We start from the raw sequence: 16,270 nt of genomic DNA, 5'->3' as shown, positions 1-16,270 counted from the left end.
CTTTTATTCCTCAACACCTGAATGAGCCGGCTGACTCATATTCATATTATGACCCGCAGCTTCACCATGTTCTGTTTTGCCGTGAGCAGCCATACCATGCATGCCACCATGGCCCATGTCACCCATGAATTTGGCGATAGTCTCTTGGAACAGTTTTGGTTTCACGCTTGAGAAGTATTCAACGGGATTGTTTTGGCTAGGTTTAGCCAACACATTGAATGCTTGTACGGTATCCAGGGTTTTCGGTGATGTTTTCACTTTCTGCACCCACTCTTCAAAACCTGCACGATCATCAGTCGCGGTTGCAGTGAATTTCATGCCTGAGAAGCCATGACCACTGTAACTTGCTGAGAACCCATCGTATTTACCCGCTGAGTTAGCAATCAGGTGCAATTTTGTCTGCATGCCCGCCATTGCATAAATCTGACCACCCAACTGTGGGATGAAGAAAGAATTCATCACAGAGTCTGAGGTGATTTTGAAGTTAATTGGAACATCTTTAGGGAATACGATTTCGTTTACAGTTGCGATACCCTGATCTGGATAGATAAACAGCCATTTCCAGTCAAGGGAAATAACTTCAATCGTCACCGGTTTGACATCACTGTCCAATGGCTTATAGGGATCGAGTTCATGCGTTGTTTTCCATGTAATCGTCGCCAAGGTGATGATAATCAGGATAGGCACAGTCCAAACGACAAGCTCAATTTTATTTGAGTGTGCCCAGTTTGGACGATAAGTTGCAGATTTATTGGCTTCCCGGTAACGTAAGGCAAAAATAACTGCCATTACAATAGCCGGTATAACAACGATCAGCATCAAACCAAACGCTGTTAGTATCAGCGTTTTTTGTTCGACGCCGATCGCCCCTTTGGGATTCATCAATACCATATCACAACCACTTAGCATTAAGGTGGCTGCGAGTAATGACGATAACCCAATAGTTTTTTTGTATTTCATAAGTCTCATTGAGCGACCCCAGATAACAAAAGCTTTATTGTCGTTTCATCAGTGCGGGCATTCTACGGTAAGGTTACCGGAGTGTAAACAATTGTAATAGAAGCAGGTTGGCTTGTAGGCTTTTTATGTTAGAGGGATCACATGTGATTCTAAATTTAACAAAACGTTAATTTCGGTTAGTTATCTTAGCTAAGAAATCAAAATAGACAATTAATTTCAAATAACCCTCTATTTTAAAAGGAAAAGTCTTGATAAAAACCAAAGAAAAAATCCGAAAATATGCTTTGTTATCGGAGAGATAACTATTATTTATTGATTTCGATGAGCAACACCAAGCTGCTCATCGATTAAACTAATTATTAGAAGTTATATTTTACACTATAAACAATACCATCCTGCAAGAAATCTTCTCCCAGTTTGTTATCCGCATAACGGTATTGAACTCCGGTTGTAAAAGAAGGATGTGGAGTCCACCATAACGCAACAGCGCCATTGACACCTTCGCGTCCGCCGTTACCGTAGCGTTCATTGCGGTTCAATTCAATTTCATTCCAGTTTGTCACGCTGAATTTTTGTTCCCAAAGGTTGAAATCGTATCCTGCAACCCAGCCCACGACATAACCGTTATTGCCTGAATAGAAAGTTTGGTCAACATAGTGCAGTGCGACAAAAGGTTTGAACCACAGGCCAGCAATATTAGCATTATAGCCTAATCCATAGAGGGTATTAACTTCATGGAAGTTTCCACCGTTCGCTTTGCCTGGTAATGAATAGGTTCCATAAACATGACCATAAAGGTTGAAACCCGTATCGCCTAGATAGAAACGACCCGTTGTCTTGAAAGTATAACGTTGGTTATCACCTGGTTGAGCTGTTTTACTGTTGAAAGGATTTTCTAAATCAGCGAAACCATATAGTTCGCCCCAGCTAAATCCTGCTCCACCTTCCAGTTCTAAATAAGCAAAATCATCCTTATGTGAGGTTTGTCCGGTTTTATGAGTAGTATGTTTGCTCCAGTCAAGGTAGTTCATGCTGACATTGCCAAACCCCCCCTGGTATTCCGCGCAGGCTGAAGCAGAAACTAGGGCTGCGGCAATTGCGGTGAGTGTCAAAATACGTCTTTTCATAAATTCCCTTTATATGGTTTTAAGATGGTGAACGATATTTCGAATAGTTCGAAATAATATGCGCCCAAATAATAATATTTGTTAGTTCAAATATAAATAATTTCACCTTGAAAAAGATGTTGTTCAGGCCACATAATTGTGAGTTTTTACTCTTCTTGTGAAGTTTGTCACTATAGCAAAATCAACATAACCTGTTCTGCTCAAGAAGAATCGGACATTTTTACGAAGGCCATTTCATATTCTATGGGGGAAATCATCTCTGTCGAGTAGGCATCAGCCGCCTGCGGGACGGTATGACCCTGTTCAACAACCAGATTGACGGCGTTTCTTAAAGCTATCGGTAAATTTTGGGGGCGATTCTCGTTTCATAAAGACAACTTTAAATAGCGTTTCAAAATGATAGGAGTATTCCTTACCCCGCGCGGAGCGCGGGGTAAGGAACGCCAGCATCTGATACTCTCAGTATTATGAAAACCTATGTAATTAAAGTCATTTTATTCCTTTATTAAAGTGCCTGAATTTATTAAAGCACAACAGAAACCGGCCTTTTGACATTCGGGATTGGGTTGCACTTTGGCGTTGAATTCGCCAAAAATTTTTTTTTCAAAATAACCTATTTTGTGAATAAGTTCACAAAATAGAAATGATCAGGGTTATTCTAAAAACCAGACCTATTTTTTTATTTGTAATTCATTATGTTATAAAACCCCCCTCGATTTTGGCACAAAATCACTCAGTATAATGCACTCACCAGAGTGAATCTTGCGAAAATTTATTTTACAACGGCAATGTTTTTAACTTTTTACACTGTGATTGTACAACGCGCCTTTTTTTTCCACTTGATTTTATTTGGTTTTTAATTGTCCACTCCTTATTATTTCCGGCAGAATTTTTTATCACGAACGGAACCAATCATTCTGGCTTAACCGGACATGTCTGCCTTATTCAGTACAGGAAGCTCCCCTATTTTCAGCTTATTGTCAGACGGGAAAAGCAGGTGTGCAAAAGAGGTTTTCCCTTCCTGCCGAATATGACGATGTCCCCGTTAAGCCCATTGCCATTTTATATTCCATCGGCATGACTTCAGGGAGACAGACCGTGTCAGAGAAAGAGAAAAAGCCCCTCACAACATCGCAGGCAGGAAAAGCGCTGTTAGAACAGGGACAGGAAGCAATAACAAAACAGGCTAAAGAACTGTTAGCGGATACAAGCGGTAACGCCAGTGACCTCCTCCGTTCCGTAACAGGAATAGCCGGTAAAGTCGGATTACCGGATGGGGCGGGCAAAGCCGCCGCTATGCTCGATTCTGTGAGCGGAATTGCCGGCAAAGTCGGATTGACGGGCGGAACGGGCAAAGCCCTTGGCAGTCTCAGTACTGGCAGCCTGCTCCCCGGTGGGGGCTTTGCCGGCGGGGCAGGCAAAGCCCTGGGGGTCTCAGTGCCGACAGCCTGCTTCCCGGTGGGGGTTTTGCTGGCGGGGCCAGCAAGGCACTCGGCGCGCCGGGGCTGGCCGCCAAAGCCGCAGCGGGTAATCTGGGGGCAGGAAAAATCCTGCAACTACTGGGCCAAAAACTGGGGTTGGGCGGTGACGGGCCAGCGCCCAGCGGCCTGCTGTTCACCCTGACGGCGGGCGGATTACCGGCGCAAACCTTTGTCGTCACTGATTTCAGTCTGGACGAACATTTCTCGCGTCCATTCCTGCTGGAAGTGGGGCTGGCCAGTGCCGACTCCGCCATTGACTTTCCGCTGGTGCTTGACCGCACGGCAACACTCACTGTCCTGCACAATGGTGTTGAACAACGTAGCGTCACGGGCATCGTCACCCGCTTTGAGCAGGGCAACACCGGGTTGCACCAGACCACCTACCGGATGAGTATCCGCCCCGACCTGTGGCGTACCACCCTGCGGCAGAACTCGCGTATCTTCCAGCAACTCAATATCGCCGGCATCATCACCAAAATCCTCAAAGAGCACAGTATCCGCGATGTGGTGTTCAACCTGCGCCACCCGCATCCAGAGCGCGAATTCTGCGTACAGTACCAGGAAAGTGACTTCAATTTCCTGCAACGGCTGACCGCCGAAGAGGGGATTTTCTACTTCTTCGAATGCAGCAACGGGCGTAACACGCTGGTGTTTGCCGATGACTGCGGCTCGGTGCCTCCGGGCATCCGCCTGCCTTATCAACCGGGCGAGGGCAGCACGCTGGGCGAACCGGCGGTCAGCAGCCTGACCCACAGCGCCCAGGTGCGTCCGGCTCAGGTGCAACTGAAGGATTACACCTTCAAGAACCCAAGCCTGGCCGGCCGAATTTCACCAGCAGATACGGGACGAAAACCTGCAACAGCTATACTACGAACACTACGATTATCCGGGGCGCTTCAAGGATGAGGCGCACGGCAAGGCCTTCACCCGCTACCGGCTGGAGGCGCTGCGCAGCGACGCTGTGACCGGAGAGGGCAGCGGCAATGCGATAGCCCTGCAACCGGGCAAACTGTTCATTCTCGATAACCATCCCCGATAAGACCTGAATCAGTCATGGCAGACCGTTGCGACCAGTCACAGCGGCAGCCAGCCGCAGGCACTGGAAACGGCCAGCTCCGGCTCCGGCACCACCCTGAACAGCCACTTCTACTTTATCCGCCAGAACCAGCACTGGCGCCCGGCGCCGTTACCCAAACCGGTGATTGATGGCCCGCAAATCGCCAAAGTGGTTGGACCGGCTGGCGAAGAGATTTTCTGTGACCAGTACGGCCGTATCCGCCTGCAATTTCCGTGGGATCGCTATGGCAAGAGCGATGACCAAAGCTCCTGTTGGATCCGCGTCACCCAACCGTGGGCCGGGCAAGGCTGGGGGATGCTCGCCATCCCGCGTATCGGGCAGGAAGTGGTGGTGGATTTCCTGCACGGCGACCCCGACCAGCCCATCGTCACCGGTCGCACCTACCATGCCAGCAACCTCCCACCGGGCGGGCTGCCGGGCAGCAAAACCCAGATGGCGTTCCGCTCCAAAACCCACAAGGGACAAGGGTATAACGAACTGCTGTTTGAGGATGCCAAAGGCAGCGAGCGGCTGGCGCTGCATGCGCAAAAAGACATGGACACCAAGGTGCTCAACAACCGCAATACCCATGTGCTTGCCAACCACACCGAGACGGTGGAGAAAAACCAGACCATCGAGATCCATGAGAACAAAGCGGAGACCGTCACCCTGAACAGCACGGAAACGGTGCAGGAGGTGCGCAAACTCACCACGGGCAAGGACTACATTATCACGGTCGGGACGCACAAGCAGGTCAACGTCAGCAATACCCTTTCCATCACGGCCGGGGATGTGATTGAGCTGCGCTGTGGCGCGAGTGTCCTGCGTATGGACAGTGCGGGCAAAATCACGGTACAGGGCAGTGAGTTCAAATTTGAGGCCAGCGGTGCGGTACAAATCACCGGTAAAGATATCGACCTGAACTGATAAGGACACCCTGAGATGGAATTTCGTAACCTGACCCCGTTTGCGGTCATGAATTATTCGATGCTCGATGTGGAGGATGCTGAACACCATGTCGCGGTGATGAAAATCGGCTACCAGCTTCTGTCTGCCGGGCAGGGGGAATACAGCGCCGAATTACTGCCGGTACCACCATTGTGTTTGCAGGATGAATATCGCGGCACGATGAATACCTCACAGGTGTTGCAGGAAAGCGACCTCGCCCCGTTCAAACCGCGCTGTGACGTGATTGTCAACGGCACGGCGTATGCGCCGGAAAATAAACCCTGTACTGAATTGCCGGTGCGGTTGCTGATACAAAGCAAAAGGGACAAACCTTGCTCGACAAAACCCTGACCGTGACCGGCGAGCGGGAATTTATTCGCATGGTGACGGAAACTGGCAACTGAGTGAGCCAAAACCTTTTATTTCCCTGCCGCTGGATTACCGTTACGCCTTTGGCGGTGAATGCAAAATCTGGGCCCATGATGAAGCGAGCCAGCGTATCACGAGGGATCGCCTGACCCCGGAGCAACGCCAACAGCACCCGGACGGGGAAAAAGCCCCCATCGCTCACGCCACCTGCGAAACCAATCCGCTGGGAACCGGTTTTATCACCCCGTGGTATGCCGAAGCTAAACAGCTTACCGGCTATCCGGCACCGCGTATCACCCGACCGGATGCGCCGTTTACAGTGCAATTTTACCGCCCAACTGAATGGCACATTGCCCTCCAATACACCAGCCTGCCAGCCACAGGGCATGGGGTTTATTGGTCGCCCATGGCTGCCCCGTCGCACATTGGCCGGCACTTATGATGCTGACTGGCTGGCACATCGCCATCCTTACCTGCCGAACGATTTTGATTTCGGCTACTGGAACGGCGCGCCGGCGGATCAACAAATTGGCTGGCCAGCCACGGATATTTCCATCACCCTGAACGGCCTGACACCGGATGGGACACTGCATCTGCCGGGGCATCGTCCGTTTATCCTGCTGCAGATGCACAACGGCCTGTTGCTGCCCGTGCCGATGCGCACGGACACGCTCATTATCGACAGCGATGCCAAAACACTGCACCTGACCTGCCGGCTCAATTTCAGGGCTGACTTGCCGGTACGGGTCGCGGAAGCGCGATTTGAAATTAACCCGGATGCTCCATTACTCAAACTGGCGCCACTGGAAGGGGAGAAAAAAGATGGCTGATAACTACACCGCCCGTACCGCAGGTGACTGGATGATTGTCGGCATGCTGCCGGATGTCTGCAAAACCCCGATGGGTTCTTCTACGCCGCCGATCCCCTACCCGGTCGTGGCGAAACTGGCGGACAGCTCAGCCCCGGAGAAAACCGTGCGCGCCAACGGCCAGCCAGTGGTGGTGTTTGCCCACAGTTTTGTACCTGCCACAATCGGTGATCAACCGGGCGTAGCCAATGGCGTCAAAAGCGGCACCGTGGGCGGCAAATGCCACCCGAAAGGACACACCCCAGACCGTACGCGCCGGCAACAAACTGATGCTGCGCCACGGGGATGAGTTTTGGATGAACGGGGCATAAGGAAAAAAACGATGGCAGAAAACAACGGAGCCAGTGCAGATACTCAGGCAGAAGAATCGACCAGCCCGAAAGCGCCTGATATCCCTATTGAACCGCTCAAACCAAACTCCCCGTTACCACAAAAGGTACGGGATGACAGCCCGACAGGGGAAGGCAATACCATCGGTAAAATTGTCGGTCAGGCACCACAGGCAGGCAATCCGCCGCATGAAGCTAATGCGGTAATACTACCGGAAACCAAAGAAGAAAAAGGGCTTTGGTCGCAGATAAGAGATTACTTTGACACGGGTATGATAAATTCTGTGAATGCCGATGCAGAAGAACGCGCCGCTATATTAGCTATGACCGGTCAGACAAAAGCCGCAGAAAACTTACAGGCTGTGACAGAGAACGCCCGGCAGAATGCTGATAAATTTCGTGCGACGGATATGGCTATTGGCGCAGCGAAACGTGTCAATAACATGGCTGTCGATGCCGCAGAAGCGGTAACAAAACTCCAGGGGAATGCCTCTGCACTGGAAGCACAGGCTCGTGCGGCTGAACTGGAAGCTCTGGGACAAAAACGCGCGACCGAAGGTTTACGTAACACGAGTGTTGCCATCGCCCAAAATACTCAAGAATTTAATCTGGATGCCAAACGAAAGCGTTTTGATAATCCGATGCAGGAAGGCGGAGCAATGGCAGTAGATACCGGTATGACGGTATCTTTAGCAGGCGAAATACCCAATATACTTAAAAGCATTAGCTCCTTTTTTACCCTCGGCAAAACGGCCGCTAAGGAGGTTGCCAAACAAGAAGTCAAAGGAGTCGCGAAAGCGAAAACTCAGGCAGCAGGAAAAACTAAAGATGGGAGCGGGGCTCGCATTAAGAGGGAGTCGAAAACAGACGCTAAAACTATCGATAAACCGGAAAACCACGCCCCGGATCAGGCCAAAAATACGTCCAGCGACAAACAAGGCAATAACCCGGAAAAAACCACGGGGGGCGGTGACCCGGTTGATATGGCCACCGGTGACTTCCTGCAGGTCTGGCCGGTCATGGCTATCCCCGGCTTGTTGCCCCTCACCCTGACCCGTACCTACCGCTCTACCGCCAATCCTCAGGGGCTATTCGGCCCCAAATGGGCCGATGACTGGTCGCGCCAACTGGTGCTGAGTGGTGGCAAGGTACTTTACACGGATGCCGCCGGCGTGGTCTACGACTACCCCACGCCGGACAACACCGTCTCGTCCCGAAACAAGCACCTGCCCCACTGCCTGCTGACCGGCGAACGGGACGGCGCACTGAGCCTGACCGACAACCAAACCCAGCTCACCCATCATTTCAACGCCATGACGGGCAATATCCGCCGTTTGTCTGCCATAACAGATCGTCGTCAGAACACGATTCATTTTCATTACAACAAACAGGGTCATCTGGCGGAAATTGTGCGCAATGACGGCATCCGGCTGGTACTGGACTATCAGGACGGGCAACTGCAAGCGATTGATCTGATTGATGGTGACCACCAACAGCGCTGGGTCACCTGCGGCTATGATGCACACGGCTATCTGGCAGAGTGCAATGCCTTCCAGCACAACCACCTGTGGCATGAATACAACGCACAGGGCTGGATGACCCGCTGGCACGACACCGACCAGACCGACCTGTCGGTGACCTACGATGAGCGTGGACGCGTGCTCAGCACTACCTCGTCCAGTGGTTACTGGTGTGACCGTTTTCGCTATGAAGAGGGCACCCGCACCACCATCTATCTGGATGCGGAAGGCGGCGAAAGCCGGTTCATCTATAACCCGGACGGGCAGGTTATCCGGGAGATTGACCCGCTGGGACGCGTCACCCGCCGCCAGTGGCAAAACAGCCAGAAAATATGGGAAGAAGATCCCGCCGGCCATGTCACTACCTTTGCTTACAATCCCGACGGCGCCCTGACCGAAATCGTCCTGCCTACCGGCGACGCCTTTTACTATGGCTATGATGCCCGCGGCCAGTTGATTGAAAGCGTGCTGCCCGGGGGAGAGCGCTGGCGGTATCACTATGATGAGCAAGGTAACCTCACCGAGCTGACCAACCCGCTGGGGCACAAGGAGGCGTACCACTACGGCGCCCACGGTGAACTGCGCCGGCGCCTCCTCCCCGATGGCTGCGAGTGGCACTATACCTACGACAGGCAACTACGCCTGGCCAACATCATGGCCCCGGATGGTGAAAATACCGGGCTGGAGCTGGATACACTGGGGCGGCTGCGCGGCGTCACCGATGCCCTCAAACAACAGACCCGCTACCGCTACAGCGACGACCATGCCGGTCTCAATGGCAGCCTGACCGAAATCACCCTGCCGGATGGCACCACGCAGCAACTGGCCTATGACAGTGAACGGCGTGTGGTGGCGGCAACTGACGGCGAAGGGCGCACCACACGCTACACTTACGGCGCATTTGACCTGCTGACCCAGGTGACCCGGCCGGATGGCACCACGCTGCGCTTTGGCTATGACCGCCTGACCCGCTTAATTCAGTCACGGGCCTCCACCGGCGAAACTTACCGTTATGAGCGGGATGCTGCCGGCAGATTACCCGCGAAATCGATTTTACCGGACGTATCCTTGATTATCAGTACGATAAACTGGGGCGTCGCACGCAAGTGCAGTACCCCGATGGTCAGCAACTCCGCTGGCACTATTCCGCTGCCGGCTTGCTGGTCAGACAGGAAAGCTGGCAGCCGGAAGAGCATCAGTGGGTACTGAAAGCGACCACCACTTACGAATACAACCAACGGCATCAACTGGTGAAAGCCACCAATGCCGATGCGGTGGTGGAATATCAATATGGACAAGACTACGGCCTGCCGACCTGTGAGCGTATCAACGGGCGAGCAATCACCCGGCGAATGGGACAGCCTGACGGGGCGCTGTCAGTGAAAGCCTGGATGGTCACACCCTGCACTTCGGCTATCACCCTCTGTCGGGGGCACTCAATCATTTCCAGTTCAGCCAGCATGCGCCGCTGACGCTCCGGCATGATGCGCTGGGGCAGGAAACGGTGCGCGAAAGTGCCAACGGGTTTATCCTCGCCAGCCGCTACACCGCAACCGGCTTGCTGGCCCATCAGTCAGCCGGGCGGGACAGGCCTTTTTCCGGGAAGCACTGGCTCAAAACGACCCGCACTTCCCGCCACAGGCCACTGCCGTCAACCGGAGCTGGCAATATGACCGTGCCCGTAACGTCCTGGTCATTGACGACAGTCGCTGGGGGCAAACCCGTTATCGTTACAATACCAACGACCAGATCCTGAACACCCAATTCAGTGGGTTCCGCTCAAATGAAGAGCAATTCAGTTACGATGCCAACGGCAACCTGCGCCAACATTTGCCCACCGATGCGCAGGGCGCGATGGAACAGTTCACCCAACGCCAGCAGGCCGGTCGGGTCGTGCAGCGGGGTGATTCGCATTATCACTATGATGATAACGGCAGACTCATCGAAAAAATCGAGCAGTGTGACGGTTTTCGTCCCAGGTCTGGCGTTACCGCTGGGATACGCAAAACCAGCTCACCGATTTAGAAACCCCGGACGGCTCGCGCTGGCAGTACAAATACGATCCTTTGGGCGGCGTATCCAGAAACAAAAAACCCACGATGGAAAACGGGTCGCAGATAATTTACAGTTGTGGCTTCGGGTAAGCCTGATTTACCCGACAACCCGAAGGCGCTGGGCGGCTATGATTACCTGTGGAGCGGTGATCAGTTGATTGAGGAAGTGCCGTATCAGCTTGACGGTACGAGGCGGGAAGACAAACGCGTCCGCTGGTTATATGAACCCGGTTCATTAACACCATCGGCGCGTTTTGAGCGGGGCAAACTGCACTACGCCATCAGTGACCATCAAGGTACGGTACGGGAGATTTTAGATGAGCAAGGCGAACTGATCTGGAGCCAGCGGCTGAGCACCTGGGGCAAAGCCGAAAACCGGGGCGGTGTGCCGTCCCATCACCCGGATCACCATGTTCAGTGCAACTTCCGGTTTTTAGGCCAGTATTTTGATGAGGAGTCGGGGTTATTCTACAATCGGCACCGCTATTACTCGCCGGAGACCGGGCAGTACATCTCGAGTGATCCCATTGGATTATTGGGTGGGGTAATCCTTACGGGTATGTGCATAACCCCGTAGGTTCAGTTGATCCATTAGGATTAGCAGGAAAGGATTGCCCAGATATAAAACCAAATCCTTTTGATAATGCTAACTTCCCTGATCAACAAAGGTTAACTCAACATTTTGAAAAGCATGGTCATGAATTTAGAGCTACTTCTGAGGCTGAATACTTACAAATTGGCCGAGATGTAATGAAGAATGGCCACAAAATTGAATATTATTATAAGCCGTTAGATCAACATCGTATTGGGTATGTTATGTATATGAGAAATACTAAAAAAGGGGATACTCAAATGGCATTCGTTGGCGTTAATCCTCAAGGTCAAATAGCGACAATCCATACTAAGAGTGGCAAAGATATTTGGAAATTACTTAACGGTGATAAAAATAACAAAGTTATTAATTTAGTTCCAAGGGATATCAACGGCTTATAATCATGAAATATTATGCGAAAATTATTTCTTTGAATGAAAATATTGAAGAAGAAGTTACTTTATCATTTGGAGAGCATGAAATATGCTGTTTTATCAATGACTTTCCAAAATCTTTACAAGTTGGTGATGCTCACTTAGTTGAGCTTGGATTGATGTTTTTAGATGATGTAAAAATTGAACCATCCAAGGACAAAAATACGTCATTAAAACAGCAAGGAAATACATTCTCTTATGAAATGAATGGTTATTTGGTAGAAGACAAACTATTTTTATCTAATTTAGTATTTCAAGATGAATTATTGTATGAATATTCATATTTAGAAAATGAATATGTCAAAATTTATCCAGATAGAATTACTGTTTCTTTCCTTTAATTAGCTCTTTTTTCTCTTCAAAAGCCGGAAAGATCCCTGTAATCTTCCGGCTTTCTTCTTTTTTAGAGCGGCTCAGTCCCTGCCCTTAGTTGCTGTTGTAGTCGCCAAGCAGTTCCCGCATTCTGAGCTTAATCTCACTGAGCTGGTCTTGCTGGCGCTGGTACTGTTGCTTAATGCTGCGGGTGTCGTCACTGTCAGGAATAAGCACCAGACAGCCATCCATAATCTTGACGGTCAGGGTACAACCCTTATCAAACCCGGCGGCCTTAAGCCACTGGCCTTTCAGGTGTATTGCAGGCGGGGCGGTGGCCTTGTTATTTTGCGGCACGTATCCCACGGTGTAATAACGTTCTGTTTTTGTAGCTTTATTTACTGCACGGTTTTGCTTAGAATGCGCCTTAGCCATCATTCAACTCCTATCTAGTTGCTTGTGGTGAGCAACTTCGGCGTGTTGCAAGCGCGCCGGAGCTGCGTTAAAAATGCTTTCTCTTTAGCTGCCTTTCTCCTGCTCAACCGGGCGCATCGCTGATTCAACCCGGCTCTTCATAATCACGGCATCAATCAGTTTAATCACCGTTTCTTGTTCTTCCGGCTGGCACTCCTCAAGGGCTTTAAGTCGCTCGATTAACCGCGTGTTACTCAGCGGTAATTGCTCGTCAGACGAACCTAATAACAAATAATCAATCGACGTCGTAAATAACTCAGCCAGTTGTATCAGTTTATCCGCAGGCGGAATGTGCATCCCGGATTCGTACTTGTTGTACTGCGAAAGTTGCAACCCAATCAGGCCAGCGACTTCTTTCTGTGTCCGCCGTTGTTGGTTACGCAATGCTTTTAGCCGTTGACCAAATGCCCGGCGCTGTTCTTCGGTCTGCATAATCTCTTCTGTCATATCAGCCATAAAGTGCTCCGAGTATAAGGTGTGTTATTAAAACGACTTGCTTTACTATCGTGTTGCGATTATATAATATATCGCATAGCGAATCAAAATAAATCTTGACAGGTTTTTAAAGGAATAACGATATGGCTCGCATTCCCGACGCAGAATTACAGCACCTGAAATCCGCTGTCTCTTTAGTTGCCGTTATTGAGCAGCAAGGGCGGCAGCTCTTTAAGCGCGGCAAAGACATGATCGTGCTGTGCCCGTTCCATCAGGAGAAAACGCCCTCAATGGTCATTACCCCGTCGAAAAATCTCTATCACTGCTTTGGCTGCGATGCGGGCGGATCGGTGCTCGACTGGGTGATGAAAACGGAGAATTTAAGCCTGCGCCATGCCGCCGAACGCTTAAAGGCCGTGCTGGGGCACAATCCGGCGGTGGAGCCGCTGGCAGCGGTGCCGTCGGTGGCGGAGGGGAACGGGCGGCAGGCGCTGTTGCAGCGGGTGATCACCTTTTATCACCAGACACTGCTGAATGCGCCGGAAGCGCTGGCCTACCTGAAAAAACGCCGTCTCGATCATCCTGAGCTGGTCAGCCATTTTAAACTGGGCTTTGCCAACCGCACTCTGGGTTATCGCTTGCCGGATAAAAAAACCAAGGCCGGAGCGGAGATCCGCGCGCAGTTGCAGGCCGTTGGCTTGTTGCGCGACAGCGGGCATGAGCACTTCAGCGGCTCGCTGGTTGTGCCGGTGATCGGTCTGGAGGGTCAGGTGCTGGAGATGTACGGGCGTAAAATCTCCGACGCTTGCGGGCAGGCACACCGCGGCATCTGTATTTACCGGGTGAGCATGGCGGCGTCTGGAATGAAGCGGGGCTGTGGTTCGGCGTCCGTTATCCTGTGTGAATCGCTGATTGATGCGCTGTCGTTCTGGTGTGCCGGCTTTCGCAACGTCACCTGTTCCTATGGCGTTCACGGCTTTACCGACGCCCATCGGGAAGCCCTCCGGCAACATGAGGTGCAAGCAGGTCTACATTGCCTATGACAATGATAACGCGGGCAATGACGCGGCGGTGCGGCTGGCGTCAGAGCTGCAACTGGCCGGGCTGGATGTCTGGCGGGTGGTGTTCCCGACGAAGGCCGCGATGCCAATCGTTTTAGCTGCGAGGTGGCGAACCCGGAAACGGCCTTCGGTCGTTGCTGGAGGGGATGGCGATGCTGGAATCCGCGCAATGGCTGGGATGAGCGGCAAAAATGGCCACTCGGCAGACCAAAATCCGCAGGTTCTTTAGCGCCTGTGCCCGCAGCCTTAGCGCGACACCGGGCGTGGTAAGACAAACGCTTGAGCAACGGCGATATCGTTATCCGGCAGGATGCACAGGAGTGGCGGTTGCGCGGGGTGGGTGCAATAAAGGCGGCGCGGTAATGAAAATCAATGTGCAGTTATTAGACAAAAACAGGGGCGCGCTGTTCGTCGATAGTCTCGATATCATCAGCGCCCGCGCCGGGCGTTCTGGGCGTCCGGCAGGCTTCGCAGGAGCTGGCACTGCCGGATAAGCCGCTGATAAAGCGGGCACTGGGGCGGGTGTTACTGGTGCTGGAGCAACGTTCATGGATGGCAGCAGAACGGCGCAGGCCGCCAATCATTGAGGGTCGAGTATGCGCAGCAGTACTGCTTTGATGTTGTTGCAAGATCCGGCGTTGGTCAGCCGTATCACCGCTGATTTAGCTGCCTGTGGTGTGGTGGGTGAATCGACCAACCTGTTGGCGGCTTATCTGGCGGCGGTGAGCCGAAAGTTACCCAAACCCTTAGCTGTCCTGATCCAGAGCAGCAGCGCCGCAGGCAAGAGCAGCCTGATGGATGCCGTCCTGAATCTGATCCCCGAAGAAGAGCGTATCCAGTACAGCGCCATGACCGGCCAGAGCCTGTTTTATCTCGGTGAAACCCCTCTCCAGCACAAGATTTTAGCCATCGCGGAAGAAGAAGGCGTGCGGCAGGCGGCCTATGCGCTCAAGCTGTTGCAGTCGGATGGCGAGCTGACCATGGCGAGCACGGGCAAGGATGAGGCAACCGGCAACCTGGTCACCAAAAGCTATACCGTCAAAGGCCCGGTGATGCTGATGCTCACCACGACCGCCATTGATGTGGATGAAGAATTATTAAATCGCTGTCTGGTGCTGACGGTCAACGAATCCCGCGAGCAAACCGAAGCGATCCATGCGTTGCAGCGCCAGAAGCAGACACTCGCGGGCTTGCTGGCTGAGAGCGAGCGGGACTATCTGACACAACTTCACCAGAACGCCCAACGGTTGCTGAAACCGTTAAATGTGGTCAACCCCTATGCCAGCCAGCTCACCTTCATGAGTGACAAAACCCGTACCCGCCGCGACCATATGAAATACCTGACGCTCATTCAGAGTATCGCCCTGCTGCACCAACACCAGCGGGACATCAAAACCGCCGATCATCGTGGCAAGGTGCTTGAATACATCGAAGTGACCAAAGACGATATCCGGCTGGCCAATCAGTTGGCGCATGAAATCTTAGGCCGGACACTGGACGAAATGCCGCCACAGACGCGCAAGCTGTTATTACTGATCCAGGCGTGGGTCAGGAACAGCGGTCAGCTCCGCCATGAAATGCGGTTTACCCGCAAGCAGTTACGGGATGCGGTACAGTGGGGCGATACCCAGCTCAAAGTGCATCTCTCACGGCTGGTCGAAATGGAATACCTGTTGCTGCACAAGCGCGGGCTGACGTTCGCCTATGAACTGCTGTTTGACGGCGACGACAGCGACACCGCGCACCTGTGCGGCCTTATCGTGCCGTGATAAGGCAGGTCTGAGTTAAAATAGCTAAGCGGTCGCCCTCTGGTCGGGTTCAGTCGGCAGTCGGTCGGAATAGCAAAATTATCACAACGGTAGTCACAGTAAGGCTTTATCGAAAAGCGGTCGGACAACTTCAAAAAACACTGTTCCCGGCACCTTCATTTACCCCATCGTAACCGTATTCCTGCTCCCACACAGAAAGGAGCTTCTCGCATGACAACATCACACAACAACCCCTGAGGACACTGAGAAACACCTTGAAGACCTGCTCTACACACTGCGGCACAAGCCCCGGCTACGCACACGGCAAACCTACTGAAGCGATCTGATGCAGTTCGCCCGCTGGTGTGAAGAGCGAACGGGAAATAACCCTGAAGGTATCACCGGTGTTCTGGAAAGCTGGCAGCGGGACGGTCTGCGTACTTCCGAAAAGCCGGTGGTCAGCCCTCACGGGCAGCACCATCAGCGAAAAAGCTGACCCA

Annotated in this window: 16 protein-coding genes and 2 pseudogenes; 14 read left to right on the top strand and 4 right to left on the bottom strand. The window is 52.2% G+C overall.

Annotated features, from left to right (window positions below; all coding sequences use genetic code 11):
* Window positions 1–3: 3 nt before the first annotated feature.
* On the bottom strand, window positions 4–969 hold the full coding sequence (gene cyoA / locus ACSJJG_RS16250; protein ID WP_481089901.1) for a cytochrome o ubiquinol oxidase subunit II: 966 nt from the start codon (window positions 967–969) through the stop codon (window positions 4–6).
* Window positions 970–1,319: 350 nt separating this feature from the next.
* On the bottom strand, window positions 1,320–2,087 hold the full coding sequence (locus ACSJJG_RS16245) for a nucleoside-specific channel-forming Tsx family protein (protein ID WP_481089900.1): 768 nt from the start codon (window positions 2,085–2,087) through the stop codon (window positions 1,320–1,322).
* A gap of 1,077 nt (window positions 2,088–3,164) precedes the next feature.
* Here ACSJJG_RS16245 and ACSJJG_RS16240 point away from each other — a divergent pair.
* From ACSJJG_RS16240 to ACSJJG_RS16185, 12 genes and pseudogenes are all read left to right on the top strand, one after another.
* A pseudogene (locus ACSJJG_RS16240) lies at window positions 3,165–5,552 on the top strand (type VI secretion system Vgr family protein).
* 15 nt (window positions 5,553–5,567) lie between these two features.
* Window positions 5,568–5,924 carry a DUF2169 domain-containing protein gene (locus ACSJJG_RS16235; protein ID WP_481089899.1) on the top strand — a complete coding sequence of 119 codons (357 nt, stop codon included), beginning with the start codon at window positions 5,568–5,570 and terminating at the stop codon, window positions 5,922–5,924.
* 19 nt (window positions 5,925–5,943) lie between these two features.
* The gene (locus ACSJJG_RS16230; protein ID WP_481090461.1) at window positions 5,944–6,384 is read left to right on the top strand and encodes a DUF2169 domain-containing protein; all 441 of its coding nucleotides are present in this window, start codon (window positions 5,944–5,946) and stop codon (window positions 6,382–6,384) included.
* Window positions 6,329–6,772 (top strand): DUF2169 domain-containing protein, encoded by a 444-nt coding sequence (locus ACSJJG_RS16225; protein WP_481090460.1) that lies wholly within the window; start codon window positions 6,329–6,331, stop codon window positions 6,770–6,772. The genes ACSJJG_RS16230 and ACSJJG_RS16225 overlap by 56 nt, the downstream gene beginning before the upstream one ends.
* Window positions 6,765–7,100, top strand: a complete 336-nt coding sequence (locus ACSJJG_RS16220; protein ID WP_481089898.1) for a DUF4150 domain-containing protein — start codon at window positions 6,765–6,767, stop codon at window positions 7,098–7,100. Before ACSJJG_RS16225 ends, ACSJJG_RS16220 begins: the two co-directional genes overlap by 8 nt.
* 33 nt (window positions 7,101–7,133) lie before the next feature.
* Window positions 7,134–9,869 carry a DUF6531 domain-containing protein gene (locus ACSJJG_RS16215; RefSeq protein WP_481089897.1) on the top strand — a complete coding sequence of 912 codons (2,736 nt, stop codon included), beginning with the start codon at window positions 7,134–7,136 and terminating at the stop codon, window positions 9,867–9,869.
* Window positions 9,818–10,132, top strand: a complete 315-nt coding sequence (locus tag ACSJJG_RS16210) for a hypothetical protein (RefSeq protein WP_481089896.1) — start codon at window positions 9,818–9,820, stop codon at window positions 10,130–10,132. Before ACSJJG_RS16215 ends, ACSJJG_RS16210 begins: the two co-directional genes overlap by 52 nt.
* Window positions 10,133–10,164: 32 nt before the next feature.
* Window positions 10,165–10,416 carry a hypothetical protein gene (locus ACSJJG_RS16205; RefSeq protein ID WP_481089895.1) on the top strand — a complete coding sequence of 84 codons (252 nt, stop codon included), beginning with the start codon at window positions 10,165–10,167 and terminating at the stop codon, window positions 10,414–10,416.
* A complete protein-coding gene (locus ACSJJG_RS16200; protein ID WP_481090459.1) occupies window positions 10,350–10,685 on the top strand; it encodes a hypothetical protein in 336 nt (111 codons plus the stop codon). Before ACSJJG_RS16205 ends, ACSJJG_RS16200 begins: the two co-directional genes overlap by 67 nt.
* 105 nt (window positions 10,686–10,790) lie before the next feature.
* On the top strand, window positions 10,791–11,291 hold the full coding sequence (locus ACSJJG_RS16195; RefSeq protein WP_481089894.1) for an RHS repeat domain-containing protein: 501 nt from the start codon (window positions 10,791–10,793) through the stop codon (window positions 11,289–11,291).
* Complete coding sequence (locus ACSJJG_RS16190; RefSeq protein WP_481089893.1) at window positions 11,276–11,707, top strand: hypothetical protein; 432 nt, start codon at window positions 11,276–11,278, stop codon at window positions 11,705–11,707. The genes ACSJJG_RS16195 and ACSJJG_RS16190 overlap by 16 nt, the downstream gene beginning before the upstream one ends.
* Window positions 11,708–11,709: 2 nt before the next feature.
* Window positions 11,710–12,081, top strand: a complete 372-nt coding sequence (locus ACSJJG_RS16185) for a hypothetical protein (protein ID WP_189758919.1) — start codon at window positions 11,710–11,712, stop codon at window positions 12,079–12,081.
* A gap of 85 nt (window positions 12,082–12,166) precedes the next feature.
* Here ACSJJG_RS16185 and ACSJJG_RS16180 read toward each other — a convergent pair whose 3' ends face one another.
* Together ACSJJG_RS16180 and ACSJJG_RS16175 are read right to left on the bottom strand one after the other, a co-directional pair.
* Window positions 12,167–12,487, bottom strand: a complete 321-nt coding sequence (locus tag ACSJJG_RS16180) for a SymE family type I addiction module toxin (protein ID WP_481090371.1) — start codon at window positions 12,485–12,487, stop codon at window positions 12,167–12,169.
* An 84-nt stretch (window positions 12,488–12,571) separates the two neighbouring features.
* Window positions 12,572–12,982, bottom strand: a complete 411-nt coding sequence (locus ACSJJG_RS16175) for a helix-turn-helix domain-containing protein (RefSeq protein ID WP_285810511.1) — start codon at window positions 12,980–12,982, stop codon at window positions 12,572–12,574.
* A 122-nt stretch (window positions 12,983–13,104) separates the two neighbouring features.
* Between ACSJJG_RS16175 and ACSJJG_RS16170 the strand changes: the two are divergent.
* Both ACSJJG_RS16170 and ACSJJG_RS16165 read left to right on the top strand, forming a co-directional pair.
* Window positions 13,105–15,791: pseudogene (locus tag ACSJJG_RS16170) on the top strand (CHC2 zinc finger domain-containing protein).
* 325 nt (window positions 15,792–16,116) lie between these two features.
* Window positions 16,117–16,266, top strand: a complete 150-nt coding sequence (locus tag ACSJJG_RS16165) for a hypothetical protein (protein ID WP_481089892.1) — start codon at window positions 16,117–16,119, stop codon at window positions 16,264–16,266.
* Window positions 16,267–16,270: the final 4 nt, after the last annotated feature.

This window comes from Xenorhabdus sp. SGI 60, from assembly GCF_056632175.1.
The sequence above is the reverse complement of the archived record's forward strand: the minus strand, read 5'-3'. Positions and strand labels throughout refer to the sequence as shown.